The following is a 14741-nucleotide window of genomic DNA, read 5'->3' on the forward strand; positions in this document are numbered from 1 at the left end:
CAATGAATCAAATTATAATTGAAACAGATTTCATAACATTAGGTCAGTTTTTAAAAAAAGCAAAAATAATTGATACTGGTGGTCAAGCAAAATATTTTTTAGAATTTAATGATGTAAAAATTAACAATAATATTCCTCAAGGAAGATCATCAAAAATTTATCCAGGTGATGCTATTTGAATAAATAATATTGTTTATCAAGTTATAAAAAAATAGAATGAATTTAATCATTCTATTTTTTTATAGTAATATAACACCTTCTTTTTTGTATTTTTCAATCATTTCTTCTGGTCAAATACCAACTTGAACTTCCCCTATGTGTTTTTTTTCTAATAAAAACATTGATAAGCGACTTTGACCAATACCACCTCCAATAGTTAAAGGGAATGTATTATTTATTATATTTTTATGGTATAAAGCCAAATAATTTTCTTTTATATTAGCAAATTTTGCTTGTTCAAGTAAAGATTTTTCATTTACTCTTATTCCCATTGAAGATATTTCTAAGGCTTTATCATTTACAGCATCATAAACAATTAAATCACCATTTAAAGTTCAATCATCATAATCAAAAGCCCTATCAGAGTGTTTTTTGTTATCTGGTAATAAAAAACCAATAGAGTATACAAAAAAAGCTTTTACTTCTTTACTATAAGCATTTTCTCTTTCTTCAGCTGACATATTAGGATATTTTTTAAAAAGTTCATACGAGCTTATAAAAGTTATTTCTTCTGGGAGTTTTTTACTCAATTGTGGAAAATCAAAAATTAATTTATGTTCGACAAATCTTATTGTTTTATAAATTTTTTTAACAATTGATTTTAAAAATTCAATTGTTCTATCTTCTTTTTTGATTATCAGTTCTCAATCTCATTGGTCAACGTAATATGAATGTAAATAATCAACATTTTCCATTTGTCTAATAGCATTCATATCTGTTCATAAACCCTCATAAATATTAAAATTATATCTATGTAATGCTTCTCTTTTTCATTTAGCTAAAGAGTGAACAATTTCTAAAGAATTAGTAATTTGTTTTGGTTTAAATTTAACTGGTTCTTCACCAGATAAACCATCATTAATTTTAGTGTTGCTATTAACAAAAAGTGGAGCAGTAACTCTAACTAAATTAAGAGTTTTACTTAGATTTTTAATAAAAGTAAATTTTAATTTCTGGATTGCTAGTTGTGTTTCTTTAATGTTAAGTTTACTTTGATACATTTAAACCTTTTTTAATTCTTATCATTAATTGTAATTGCATACCATAAATTAAAAGTGAAATAGATTGATACATTATAGGAGTAGCTAAATTACTAAATCCACTCATCAAACCTAAAACAATAAAAAGTAAAATTCATCCTATATTATTTATACAAAAAAGTAAAACCATGTATATTGACATACCACCAAAATTTTTGGTTTCAAAACTTTTCAATACTTGAGGTAAAAAAGCAAAACAGGTAACCATAGGGAAAAAGTTTGCTAAAAAGGTTGCAAAATCTTTATTATTAGATCATTCTTGTGAATTGTTTATTTTTAAATATAAACCTAAAATCGAGATAATGGTTATTATAATACTAAAAGTAACAGTACTTATTAAAATATAAGGTGCAACTTTTTTATGTTGTTCTTTAAAAGAATACTTATATAAAAGATATAACACAACAGATTGAATAATTGAACAAATCGCATTAGCATAAACTGAAGCTGCGTTTTTTGGTGAGTTGAATCCACCAAACAACATTCAACCTAATAATCCAATATAAAATATTCAATATGAAATAAATTTTGTATCTTTGTGTGTTTTTTTAACTTTTAATAAATGTATAAGTTGAGGAATAGATAAAGATAAAGTTACAATAAACACAAAAATACTTAAAAAAACAGCAATTTCACGTAAAACGGGAGTATTACTATTTATAGCAAAAAAAGTATACATATAATTTCCTTTATTTGCTACTTATAAGTAGCAAATAAATTATATAAAAAATATTATTTACAGAGGTAAATATTCAAAATTTGTAACATAATTAAAATAAAAACAAAACATTTATTACAATGCTTTGTTTAAATATTTTTTACGATAAAACTCAGATTTTCTAACATAATGAATAATTAATGTTTGAATAATCATTCATAAACTACTAAAAATTCAATATATTTGAACTCCGGCAGTAAATAAAACACTAATAATTGTAAAAACAATTAACATAATATTTTGTGTTTTATTAGATTTTTTTAATGCTTTTTCTTCTTCAATAGATAATCTTTGTTTGTTTTTCCTTCTATTAAGTATTCTTGGAAGAATTTGTGAAATTAATTGAGTACTTAAAGTAACAATTAATAAAGCAATATATTGGAATTGACCTTCATAAATTAAATTTCTTCAAGAAGTAGCTGAGAATTCAAAACCTAATCAAGTAGTTGATTTAAGTGATGGTACACTTTGAATAACTCTTCACATAGCAAGAAAAATTGGTAAAGAAATAAAAGTACTTAAAATTATGTCAAATGGATTAATACCATGTTTTTTATATAATGTTTGTATTTCTTGTTGTTGTCTTGCTTTCATTTGTTTATCATGTTTAAATTCAGCATATTTAGCATCAATTTTAGCTTTTTTATGTTTTAACTCTTCTTGACGTGATTGAGTTACAGTAGCTTTTCATGTAAAAGCTAAAGCAATTAAACGAGTTACTACAACCGCAATAATAATTGCAAAAATAGTAGTTCAACCAAAAGCATTTGGCAAAGGATTTCTAATAGAAGAAGTAATATATGAAATAGGATAAACAAATAAAGAGAAAAATGGTCCTAAATTTCATGATTCAACTCATGAGGTAATTGGTTTTTGTTCTATAGTGTTTTGATAAGCTAATGAATTAATATCATTAAGATAATTACCAGCTTTGTAATTAGAAGGATTTACCTTATCTAAATAAACAGGGTTATTATTATTGTCAAATGCTAAATTGTTGTTCAAATCTAAGACATGGACCTTATCTTTTACTTCAACAGTTAAAAAATTTAAATCTCTTAAATATTTTAATATGGTTTCGTTATACATAAAAATTGCATTAAATTGTTCTTCTGTTAAAGTTAAATTTTCTTTATGATCAATGATTTTGTTTAATATATTTTGATATTTTTCAGTTATAGTTGATCCTTCAATATCAAAATCTTTTATTGCATTAGCATAATATGTATTGTTATTTTCATCAAATGTTTTATTGTATAACAATTCTAAAACATCACGATTAAATGTTAAATTAGCTTTATTATTAAAATTATTTTCAACTTCAAATAACGATGCTTTTGAATAAACAAATTTTTCAGTAGTTGAAAAGCTGTTTTTATCCTTATCTCACTTAAATGTTTCTTTTGTGTATGGAGTATCACTATTAGTAATCAAAGTATATGTTTTATCATTTTGATTAAGTGTAAAAAAGTTATTTAAGTTATATTCAGGATTTAAAAATTTAATAGTTGTTAATTTAGGGTAAATCGATTTATAATTTTGTGAAGAAATAGCTTTAAATAAATATCTTTTAGTTTCTTCATTATAGATAATTGCATGTTGTGTATCATTTTGTTGATTTTTATCTATAAATTGAATACCACTTGAAAAAGAATTATATTTACCATATTCTCCATTATCTTCTGCTGTTTGTTTTTGTATTTCTTCTAACGTAGTTGGGTCAGAATATTTAGATAAAAGGTAGTTAGCTTCTGTTAAGTGTTTGACTTCATAAAATTCATTTTCTTTTAAAAATTTATCATTCTTAGGAATATCACCGTTTGTAATAGTTCTTATTGAAGGAGCGATTTCGTTTTTATTTAAATAAAATTCTGTTCCTGCTCCAGAATAAGTGGAAGTTTTTACAACTCAAGTTTGTATACAACCAGTAAAAGTAATTCCAAAAATTAAAACATATAGAATTGTTTTAATTCAAAATCAAACACGTTTTCAAGTTGTTTTATTTGGATTATTGTTAGTATTGTTTTTACTAAAATAATCAAAATGTTTAGATCTATTCTTTTCCATTTTGTAGTTTATTAAATAACTTTCTAGTAGTTTCTAATTTAATTTGATAATTTTGTGTCAAAAATTCTTTTCTTAAAATTAATACAAAATGATATTTTAAATTGTATATATTTAACGAGTTAATAATATCTTTTAATTGTCTTTTATAATAATTTCTATAAACGGCATTACAGAATTTTTTTGGCACAGTTATACCTATTTTAAAAGAATCGCTTGGCATATAATAGATGATTAAAAATTTATTAATTATCTGTTGTTTATTTTTAATTATGGTGTCAAATTCTCAACTTTTTTGCAAACGATATATTTTTTTCATTGTTTTATTTATCAGAAACAGTTAATCTTTTTCTACCTTTTGCTCTTCTAGCAGCTAAAATTTTTCTACCATTAGCTGTTGACATTCTTGCTCTAAAACCATGAGTTTTAGCGTGTTGTCTTTTATTTGGTTGATAAGTTCTTAAACTCATTTTCACTCCTTTTTTCTAATTTATTTTATAAACATTTTATAGTAAAATAAGGTTAAAATGCTTTTTATATTATATATTAATTAATAGCAAATATTACAATTTTATCTATAAAGTTTATAAAGTTGTAAAGAAAATAAGTAAAATAATATTGTATATTTTTTGTAAATAATAAAAAAGGGAATTTTATGTTAAATTTAAAATATTTATTAGATAACGAAGATCTAGTTAAAAAATTATATAGAACTAGAAAAATTGATAATGAAAAATTAAATAGATTATTTCAAATTGCAAAAGAACGTGGAAAATTAATGTTTCAAGCTCAACAAAAAAAAGCTGTTATTAGTGAAAAAAGTAAAAAAATTGCATTATTTAAAAATAATGTTGTTGCTTTTAATGAACTTAAAAATGAATTAAGTTTAATTAAAAAAGAACAAAATATTTTAGAACAAAAAGCTACATCACTTGATTTAGAAGTAAAAAACATTTTAGATTATTTACCTAATTTACCTTTAGAAGATGTTCCTTTAGGTGAAGATGATAATCAAAATGTAGTTTTAAATACATATGATAATCTAGGTAAGGGTTTAATAGTTAAAAATATTAAAGCACATTATGAAATAGCACAAGAATTAGATTTAATAGATATAAAAAGAGCAAGTAAATTATCTGGTTCAAGATTTGTTATTTACAAAAACAAAGGTTCTCAATTAGTAAGAGCTCTAAAAAATTTTTTATTAGATTTGCATATTAATAATAATTATCAAGAAATAGATATACCGGTTTTAGTTAAAGAAAATATAATGTATGGAACCGGTCAATTACCAAAATTTAAAGAAGATTTATTTTATTTAGAAAAAGAAAATTTATATCTTATACCTACAGCTGAAGTACCTATTACTAATTATTATAATGATGAAATAATAGATTTAACTAAGCCAATAAGATTGACTGGTTTTAGTCAATGTTTTAGATCAGAAGCAGGTAGTGGTGGTAAAGATACAAAAGGCATTATTCGTTTACACCAATTTAAAAAAGTTGAATTAGTCAAAATTACAAGTGAAAAAGATGCTTTAAATGAATATAATCAATTAGTAAAACAAGCTAAATTAGCTTTAGAATTATTAGAATTACCTTTTAGAGAAGTATTATTATGTAGAGGTGATTTAGGTTTTTCTGCTAGAAAAACAATTGATTTAGAAGTTTGATTACCATCAGAAATGAAATTTAGAGAAATTAGTTCAGCTTCTTATATGGGAGATTTTCAAGCTAGAAGAGCAAAAATTAGATATAAAGATCAAAATGGAAATATTTCTTATGCTCATACTATGAATGCTTCAGGAGTGGCAATTGATAGATTAATAGCAGCTATATTGGAAAATTATCAAAATGAAGATGGTACTATTACAATACCTAAAAAATTAATTCCATATATGAATAATTTAGAAAAAATTAAATAATTTAAAAAAGAGCTTTTTTATAAGCTCTTTTTTAAATAATGTTTTATAAAATTATAGCTATTACAATAAATGAAATTATTGTTGCCAAGTATAAAAAACCATAAATAATTCCTAATGTAATAAGAGAATCTTTTTTATTTTGAGTAATACCATAGACAATACCTGCAGGTCAACAGAAAATTATTAGAACAATAAGTAAAGTAATGTTGAAATTTTCAATTTGAGTTATTTTTTCTTTTTTTGGCTCAATTTTAATTTCTTTTTGTATTTCTTCATTTACGTTTTTAATTTCATCTAATTGTTTTTCGTTAGAATTTTGTTCTTTTTCAAAATAAATCATTTTATTCCCAATTATTTATAAATTTTATCTAGTTGATTTATTATATGGTATTCCTGAAGCTGCAGGAGCTTTAGATCTTTTAGACATAGAAATAACAACAATAAGTGTAAGTAAGTAAGGTACAATTTGGAAAATAGTTGATACTTGTTGTAATGATTGACTTATTTGTGGTGCTGCATATGCAATACCTAAAAATAATGAGAAAATTAAGGTTGATCCAGCAATAAGTAAAATATTTCATTGTCCCATAATCATAATTGCTAGAGCTAAATAACCTAAACCAGCAACATCACCATCAAAAGTCACTATTCTTTCAGTAGTTGCTTGAGCAAAAAAGGCTCCAGCTAATCCAGCTAATGTACCAGATATTAGTATTGAATGTCATTGGTATTTAGTAACATTAATACCAGCAACATCTGAAGCATGTGGATTTTCACCAATACTTCTAAATCTTAAACCTCAATTGGTTTTATATAAAAGAATATAACCTACAACGATTATTAAAGCTGTTATTACTAAAGGAAAAGATATAATTGGTATTCTTCAAAGTCTATCTGGACTTTCAATAGCAAATTGTAAATAATTAATTCTATTTGCTAGTTGCTTTGCTTCACCAAATAAACTTAAACATAATAATGCTATTCCCGAAGCTAATAAGTTGAAAGCAAAACCAGAAATGGTTTGTGAACTTTTAAGTTTAATTGCTGCAAAAGCGAATAAAGTTGAACTAATTCCTCCAAAGAGCATGCCTATTAACGTACCAGGTATTACTAAAAATTGAGAGTTAGAAATTCTTAACATATTGTGTGAAAATAATAAATATCCTAATGCACCAAAAATCATCATTCCATTAATAGCAATATTAACAATTCCACATTTTTCAGTGAACATACCCGATATGGCAGCTACAGATAAAATACAAAATAATAATAAAGTTCAATTAAAAGCAGTTGCAAAACCTAACATGATTCTACCTCCTTGCTTTTAGCTTTAGTGCATAATAATTCCTTTACAAAAGAATTATGAACAAATAAATTGTTATTTTTTACTGCTTCATTGTGTTCGTATTTAATAGTAGTTAATTCTGATTGATAATTCATTTTAATAATTTTTTTAGCATCATAATTTAAACTACGTAATTTTTCTAAATAATTCTTTTTATATTCAGCAAATTCAGCAAAAAAAGCTAGTATTTCTTCATTTGATAATTCACTTTTGTTTAGACTTAAAATTTGATTTTGTTTAATTTTATAATCTTTTTCTAATTGTTTAATTTGTGTTTTTCTTGTGAGAACACTTCTATTAAATTGTTTAATATCAAAACTTTTTACTTTGATAAATCTTAAATTTTTAATATTTGTTTGATATTGTTCATTTAATGAAACTATTTCATTATTTTTATAATTATTTAATAACTCTTTATAAAAAGTAGTGTTTGCAGTTTTTTTATCTTTAAGTTCATTAATTTTTAATTGAACTTGATCTTGAATTGAATTAAAGTAATTTTTACCTTCAAGATTCAATTGATTTTTTAATTCTTTAATTAATTGTGTTTGATCATCAAAATTGCTGATTTCTTCATTTAAATTAGATAATTCTAATGAATAATATTTATTTTCTGAATTAATAAAATAATTTGAGTCATTAAGAGAATCTAATTCGTTATTAATTTGATTAATTTCTTCTTCTATTTGTTCTAATGAAAGATTATCAACGTTATGATTTACTATTAGTAATTCATTTAATTTATTTATTTTATTATTTTTTTCTTTTATTAAATTATTTAATTCAACAGCAAATAATTTATCAAAAGATTTAGTTAATTTTTTTAATTCCTTATTTTCTTGATTAGTATCTTGTTCATTGTTTTCTTCAAGTGAGTTTAGTAAGAAATCATCAAAATTATCTACTTTATCATTTTCATTTAATTGCTTAATTTGTTCTTTAAGTTCAATTAATTTTTCACTAAATAATTCAGGTTGAATATCTAAAATATTTTCTTGTTTTAGATATTCTTTTTCATTTTCTAATTCTAATATTTGACTATTAATTTGTGTAAAATTAATTTCATTTATATCTTCTGTGAATAATTTAGTTAATTTTTGAAGTTGATTTTTTCTTTCTAGTAAATTATGTTTTGTTTCTTTATAAAGTTTATTTTTTAATTCTTTAAATTCTTTTTGGTTTTGATTAAAAATATTAAGTGTTTGTTCTAATTCCTTAATTTGCTTTTGTTTTTCTATTAATTCAAGCGAAGCAAAAGGATTAGCAGGATTTTGATAAGTTTTGTAATTTTTCAAAAATCTAATTTGATTTTTAATAACTAAATTTTCAAAAAATAAATCAGCTTTAACTTTTTGTAATTTGTCAACTAATATTAAGCGAGATTCTAAATAATTTATTTTTTCAGCACATTGAAGATATAAAGAATAAAATTTAATTTTTGAATCTCTATATAATTGAATATTTTGATCTCAATTAGAGTAATTAATATTTTTATCCACTTTATTTTTAATTTTTGAATATTTAGTAAATAATTTTAATTTTTTCTTTTTAGCAGCGAATAATTTTAATAATAATCAGAATTTTCTAGAAGAAATATTATTAATGTTAACGTAAGTAAATTTTAAAGGTTTAAAATTTAAAAACATTTGTGCTATAGCAGCTAAATAAAGAATTATTGAAGTAATAATAGGCAATTCATCAGGTTTAATATATAATGGGAAACTTTGTAAAGAAGGTCTAATTGTATATAAAATTGAATAAAAGAATCCAGCAATAATAACACCTATTGATGAATTAAGAGCAAGTAGAGCTATAGCTATAGCTTCAAATCCAATGGCTATTGGAGCAATATCACTAGCTCCTAATAATGATTGGTTAAAAACATAGTAGAAAAATCCGGCCACACCAGCTAAAGAAGCTGAAAAGGTCATAACATATATTGTAGTAATTTTTTCATTTACTCCAATATATTCACCATTAGTTTTTGATAGACCCAACATTTTTAATTTATAACCCATTGCAGTGTTTTTATAAATTACAAACAAACTAATTGCTAGAACTAAAAATATTATTAAGAATGCAATACCAAAAATTAATTGCATATGTTCAGGATCGTTACCAGCAAATCTTATTGAACCAGCAACAATACCTCTTCCAGATTTAACATCAATATAATGTTCAGCTCTTTCCATACCAAATGGTGAATTTTGGTAAACAAATAATCATCCATTAACTTTAGCAACTATTCAGTTAATTAAAATTGTTGAAATAACTTCATGCACATTCAAAAAGGCTTTTAATAATCCGGATATCATACCTATTATTGCTGCAGCAACAACAGACATAATTAAACCTAATAATAATAAACCTATAGAAAGTTCTCTTATATTTAGAATGATGAAAAATGAATAAATAACTGTAGAAGAAATCATCATTTGGCCACTAATACCAATATTAAATAAACCAGACTTAAATCCTACAGCTGATGCTAATCCAGAAAAACCAAAAATAACTAAATAAACAATAAATTTTTGTGTTTCTCTTGCTGATTTAAATGGATCAAGCATTTTTTGAAAGAAATAAAATGGATTATTTCTTGAACTAATACCAATAAAAACTAATGAAATCATTAATCCGAAAAATACAGCTCAAAAGGAAGAAACAATTTTTCTTGCAGCACTTTTATTTTTATCCAATCTTATAAATGCACTTAATTTGTTAGATAAATTATTGTATTGTTGTTTGATAGAATTTAATGTACTATTCATTAATACCTCCTTTCTTATTTGCCATATAATCACCTATTTCTTTTCTTGTAATTTTTTTAGCATCTCTTAAAACAGCAATTTTACCTTCATTTAAAACAGCAATAGTATCAGCAAGAGCTAATACTTCATCAAGTTCATAAGAAATAAGTAGAATTCCTTTTCCATTAGCTTTTTCTTTAAGTATTTCAGTATGAATATTTTTAATAGCTTTAACGTCTAAACCACGAGTAGGTTGCATTATTATAATAAAATCATGTGGTGTTTCTATTTCTCTACCAACAATAAATTTTTGTTGGTTACCTCCAGAAAGTGAACGAGATAATGCTAGACCATTTAAACTACCTCTAACATCATATTTATTAATAATTTTGTCAGCTTGATTAGAAACAGCTTTATTAGAAATAATTCCTAATTTAACAAATTTTTTATCTCATAAACGTCTTAAAATAGTGTTTTCTTTAATTGTATAATCAAGAATTAAACCATGTGCATGACGATCAGTAGGGATATAAGAAATATTTAATTTAGATCTTTCTTTTACACCTTTATTGGTTATATCAATTAATTCTCCATTAGAATTTCTTAATAAAATTTTTCCATTATCAGGTTTAATAAGACCAGATGCTATTTTTTCTATTTCTCTTTGACCATTTCCTTCAACACCAGCAATTGCTACTATTTCACCTTTGTGAACTTTTAATGATAGTTCATCAAGATTTTTTTCTTGTTTTTTAGTTGAAACATTTTGTAATTCAAAAACGACTTCATCTCTAGTGGCAGGAGTATCATTAACTGACATGACTATATTAGTACCAACCATAGCTTTAACTAATTCGTCCATTGAAGTTTGTTTCATATCAAAAGTATTAATTGATTTACCATGTCTTAAAACAGTAGCATAATCAGCAACTTGCTGAATTTCATTTAATTTGTGTGTAATAAAAATAATTGTTTTACCAGCTTGTCTAAAAATTTCAAAAGATTTTAATAATCCTTGGATTTCTTCATCTGTTAAAACAGCGGTAGGTTCATCAAAAACTAGAATTTCATTATCTCTATAAAGCATTTTCATTATTTCAACTTTTTGTTGTGTAGAAACCGTAGCTTGCCCACTTTTTTGTTTTAAATTGAAATATAAATTATAGGTTTCTTGTAATGCTTTAATTTTCTTTTCAGAAGTTTTACGATCTAAAATACCTTTTTTAGTAAATTCATCACCTAAGATAATATTATCCAAATTGGTATAAACTTTTACAAGTTTAAAATGTTGATGAACCATTCCTATTCCATAATTAGCAGCATCATTAGGGCTTTTGAAATAAACATTATTACCGTTTATAGCAATTTCCCCTGATGTAGGTTCATATAATCCAAAAAGAATACTCATCAGAGTACTCTTTCCTGCTCCGTTTTCGCCTACCAAAGCATGAATAGTCCCTTTTTTAACGTTAAAGCTAACATTATCGTTAGCTTTAATTCCAGGGAATATTTTGGTTATATTTTTAAATTCTATTGCGTATTTTGAATTACTCATTAGTTAATTAAGATTGAGTATTTGTAGAGGTTTCTACTGTTTTATTAATTAAGGCTGCTAATTGATTAATTCTATCTTTGGCATTTGAAACTACTGAACCATTTTTTTCAACAACATTATCAACTAGTCATTTGTGTGTAGCTTCGTCTAAAGAATTATAAATTTTTTGTGCTTCTTCTAAACTTGCATTAGCTAAAGCAGTTTCATTACCTTGTAAATGAGTTGATGTAACACCGGTTCATCCTTCTTTAACACCATTTACAACAGTAGCGTTTTTAACTCCTAATTCAAAACCATTTAAATATGAAGCTTTTTCACTAATAATTGCACCAACAACATCATATAATGATTGTCCAATTTTTTTGATAATAGAAGTGAAATATTTTGAAGATTGTGAATGGTCTGAAATAGCTTGATCAGTATCAACACCAACAAGATAAGGAACTGATGGTTGACTACTTACAAATTGATTTCATAATCCAGCTACAGGTAAAATAACGGTTGGTTTTAAATCTATAGAATTAACACGAACAAGTGTTTGTTTTTCAGTATCACTAGGATTGAAGAATGAATCTAAGTAAACTTCATTATTATTAGTTTTAATGGTAGTTTTTTTATCTGGGTTTTTAATATTAAATTCATAAATACCTTTCATAAAACCTTCGATAAAATCAGTTACACCAGGGAATGCTCCACCACCAAAAGCGCTAAAAGTTCTTTCTTCTGCTTTTTTATCTTTTAAGAAATCAGCCACTGCATGGCCAGCAATAAAACCTGCTTCTTTAGTGTTGTATTGAATTGAAATAATATATCCTTCTAAATCAGACATATGTTTGTAATCTTCATTATTAAAGTCAAAACCAAAGTCTATAGCGATAATAATCATTTTGCTGTCTTTTATTCTTTGTTTGTTACGTTCATTTTGGGTTCATAAACCAAATTTTTCTCCATGATGAAAACCAGTAAGTACAAGAATTTGAGCTCCATTATTTACTGCAGCATCATATTGTTCAGCAAAATTTTCTCCTACAGTTTGATAAACATTATATTTATTAGCAGGAATTTTATTTTGTTCTGCTAAATCTACAATAGCTTCTCAACTTGATTGGTTAAATGATTTATCTTCTAAAACACCACCGTCAGTTACAACAGCAATATGAGGAACTTTTTCTAATTGTTCAGAAGTTATTTGAAATTCACTTCTGGTTTGAATGCCAGCAACTTTATCTCTAGGTGCTAATGGGTGTTTAGAAACACCATTTTCACATGATATAGCTACTATAGGCAAAATTGTTAAAGAACTACTTAAAGCACCTATAGCAAGTAAGTTTTTAACTCTTTTTTTCATGTATTCTCCTTATTGTTCTTGTTTAAAAATATTTTTAAACTTCATATACTAATATTTTTGATTTTTTAGTGTTAGTAAGTGTTAGTATATGACTATATAAATTATAAATTAAAATAAAATATATGTTTATTTATGCTAATAAATAAAAAACCAAATGTGAAAAAAAATAAAAATTTACACATTTGGTTAGTTATTTAAATTTAAATTAGGTAAAAAAGAACTAAAAATATCTTGAGCTTTTAAAATAATTTCTTTATTTTTTATAAGAAAATCTCTTAATTGATCAATTAAATTATTCATTGTTTGAATATATTTTATAGTTAAATCTTTATCATTTTCTAATTTATTAATAGTTTCTATTTTTTCTTTAAATAATTTAGAAATAGTATCTATTAATGAAATAATAGTTGTTGAATTTTCACTATTATTAGGCAATAATGTTAATAATGCTTTTAAGGCATCAAATTCTTTAATCAAACTATTCTTTTTTAAATATTCTAAGGACTCTTTAATATATTTAGTTTTTTCTTCATAAGAGTAATTTTTAACTTTTTCTTTTAAGGTTTTAATATTTTGTTCTTTACTTAAACTAGCTATGTGATTTTTTATATTTTGAAAAATTAAATTATAAAAAAAACTTGTTTTATATTCTTGTTCTAATAAATTCAAAGTATTATTAAAATTATTATAAAGTTTATCAATTTCACTATTTGCACGTTCATTATCACTTTGTGTTTCACTGCAAGCAATTATTGTTAATGGTAATAAGGTTGTAGTTAAGGAAGTTAATTTAATTATTTTTAATTTCATATTTATTTTCCTTTTTGTCCAATTTGAGGCATTTTAATATAGTATGGTTCAATATCCATTATATTTGGATTATCTTTAAATAAAGATAAATATTTACTAAAATTGTTAATAAATTCTTCATATTTTATTTTAAATAAAAGATTTTTATTTTCATTGATTAATCTAATTTCAATATTTGAAGAATTAAATATTTCTTGAACATTTCAAATATAGAATTTATTTCCTGCTGCATTAATAGCTAGAGTTTTTTGCTCAGGATATTGTTTGTTTAATATTTGAAATGTACTTGTAGTTTTAATTTGAGCATTAGTTAGTAAAGCTATTGTTCTTAAATAAACTAAACCTATTCTTACTCCTGTGAAATAACCAGGGCCAATATTTAAATAAAAAATTTTAAAATCATTTATTGAAAGTTTTAATTCCTTTAAAAATTTTTCGACATATTCAACTATTAGATTGACTTTTTTAGGGTAATTATGTAAAATGATTTGTTTTAAAATATTAAATTTTGAATCAAAAATTGCTAAAACAAAATCATCATTTGCTGTATCTAAATATAAATGCATATTAATTCCTTACTTTAATAATATATTCTCTAGAATTATTTTCTAGTACTTTTACATTAATATAAAGATAATTATCAACATATAAATCTATGTTTTCTGCTCATTCAATTGCTATTAAATTATCTTCAAAATAATCTTCAAATTCACTTAAATCACCGTTTAAATTGTAAGCATCAATATGTACTAAACCATTGTATATTTTAATGTAATTAAAAGTTGGAGAAGTTATATTTTCTTTTATGTTTAGGTCTTTAGCTATTTGTTTTATTAAAGCTGTTTTGCCTGCTCCTAATTCTCCTGATAATAATACCATTTTACTTGGAGTAAGTTTATTTAAAACAAAAGTTGAAATTGTTTTTAGATCAGTCAAATCTTTTGCAACATATTTAATTTTCATTTTCA

15 protein-coding genes are annotated in these 14741 nt (G+C 23.8%); 2 read left to right on the top strand and 13 right to left on the bottom strand.

Going from position 1 to position 14741, the window contains the following annotated elements; translation table 4 throughout:
• Positions 1-2: 2 nt before the first annotated feature.
• Positions 3-215: an RNA-binding S4 domain-containing protein gene (locus VBM87_RS00415; protein WP_257075925.1), complete on the top strand. Its 213-nt coding sequence runs from the start codon at positions 3-5 to the stop codon at positions 213-215.
• A 24-nt stretch (positions 216-239) separates the two neighbouring features.
• Here the strand turns inward: VBM87_RS00415 and asnA are convergent, their stop codons facing one another.
• The 5 genes from asnA to rpmH all read right to left on the bottom strand — a co-directional run bounded on the left by asnA (position 240) and on the right by rpmH (position 4511).
• Positions 240-1220 (bottom strand): aspartate--ammonia ligase, encoded by a 981-nt coding sequence (gene asnA / locus VBM87_RS00420; RefSeq protein WP_323176897.1) that lies wholly within the window; start codon positions 1218-1220, stop codon positions 240-242.
• Positions 1207-1938: a PQ-loop domain-containing transporter gene (locus tag VBM87_RS00425; RefSeq protein WP_323176898.1), complete on the bottom strand. Its 732-nt coding sequence runs from the start codon at positions 1936-1938 to the stop codon at positions 1207-1209. Before VBM87_RS00425 ends, asnA begins: the two co-directional genes overlap by 14 nt.
• Before the next feature lie 114 nt (positions 1939-2052).
• A complete protein-coding gene (gene yidC / locus VBM87_RS00430) occupies positions 2053-4044 on the bottom strand; it encodes a membrane protein insertase YidC (RefSeq protein WP_323176899.1) in 1992 nt (663 codons plus the stop codon).
• On the bottom strand, positions 4031-4360 hold the full coding sequence (gene rnpA, locus VBM87_RS00435) for a ribonuclease P protein component (protein ID WP_323176900.1): 330 nt from the start codon (positions 4358-4360) through the stop codon (positions 4031-4033). The genes yidC and rnpA overlap by 14 nt, the downstream gene beginning before the upstream one ends.
• Before the next feature lie 4 nt (positions 4361-4364).
• On the bottom strand, positions 4365-4511 hold the full coding sequence (rpmH, locus tag VBM87_RS00440) for a 50S ribosomal protein L34 (protein WP_257075931.1): 147 nt from the start codon (positions 4509-4511) through the stop codon (positions 4365-4367).
• 185 nt (positions 4512-4696) lie between these two features.
• Here rpmH and serS point away from each other — a divergent pair, with 185 nt between their 5' ends.
• The gene (serS, locus tag VBM87_RS00445; protein WP_323176901.1) at positions 4697-5968 is read left to right on the top strand and encodes a serine--tRNA ligase; all 1272 of its coding nucleotides are present in this window, start codon (positions 4697-4699) and stop codon (positions 5966-5968) included.
• A gap of 43 nt (positions 5969-6011) precedes the next feature.
• Here serS and VBM87_RS00450 read toward each other — a convergent pair whose 3' ends face one another.
• The 8 genes from VBM87_RS00450 to tsaE form a co-directional block, all read right to left on the bottom strand.
• Positions 6012-6308 carry a hypothetical protein gene (locus VBM87_RS00450; RefSeq protein WP_323176902.1) on the bottom strand — a complete coding sequence of 99 codons (297 nt, stop codon included), beginning with the start codon at positions 6306-6308 and terminating at the stop codon, positions 6012-6014.
• 24 nt (positions 6309-6332) lie between these two features.
• Positions 6333-7274 carry an ABC transporter permease gene (locus VBM87_RS00455; protein ID WP_257075934.1) on the bottom strand — a complete coding sequence of 314 codons (942 nt, stop codon included), beginning with the start codon at positions 7272-7274 and terminating at the stop codon, positions 6333-6335.
• Positions 7268-10081 (bottom strand): ABC transporter permease subunit, encoded by a 2814-nt coding sequence (locus VBM87_RS00460; protein WP_323176903.1) that lies wholly within the window; start codon positions 10079-10081, stop codon positions 7268-7270. Before VBM87_RS00460 ends, VBM87_RS00455 begins: the two co-directional genes overlap by 7 nt.
• The gene (locus VBM87_RS00465; RefSeq protein WP_323176904.1) at positions 10074-11615 is read right to left on the bottom strand and encodes an ABC transporter ATP-binding protein; all 1542 of its coding nucleotides are present in this window, start codon (positions 11613-11615) and stop codon (positions 10074-10076) included. Before VBM87_RS00465 ends, VBM87_RS00460 begins: the two co-directional genes overlap by 8 nt.
• Positions 11616-11622: 7 nt before the next feature.
• On the bottom strand, positions 11623-12963 hold the full coding sequence (locus tag VBM87_RS00470; protein ID WP_323176905.1) for a BMP family ABC transporter substrate-binding protein: 1341 nt from the start codon (positions 12961-12963) through the stop codon (positions 11623-11625).
• A 186-nt stretch (positions 12964-13149) separates the two neighbouring features.
• Positions 13150-13773, bottom strand: coding sequence for a hypothetical protein (locus tag VBM87_RS00475; protein WP_323176906.1), 624 nt, complete (start codon positions 13771-13773; stop codon positions 13150-13152).
• A 2-nt stretch (positions 13774-13775) separates the two neighbouring features.
• Positions 13776-14339, bottom strand: coding sequence for a tRNA (adenosine(37)-N6)-threonylcarbamoyltransferase complex dimerization subunit type 1 TsaB (gene tsaB / locus VBM87_RS00480; protein ID WP_323176907.1), 564 nt, complete (start codon positions 14337-14339; stop codon positions 13776-13778).
• A 1-nt stretch (position 14340) separates the two neighbouring features.
• Entirely contained in the window at positions 14341-14736 is a 396-nt protein-coding gene (gene tsaE, locus VBM87_RS00485; protein ID WP_323176908.1) for a tRNA (adenosine(37)-N6)-threonylcarbamoyltransferase complex ATPase subunit type 1 TsaE, read from the bottom strand.
• Positions 14737-14741: the final 5 nt, after the last annotated feature.

The sequence above is a fragment of the Mycoplasma sp. 744 genome, assembly GCF_034863305.1.
In the GTDB taxonomy this organism is placed as follows: Bacteria; Bacillota_I; Bacilli_A; order Mycoplasmatales; family Metamycoplasmataceae; genus Mycoplasmopsis.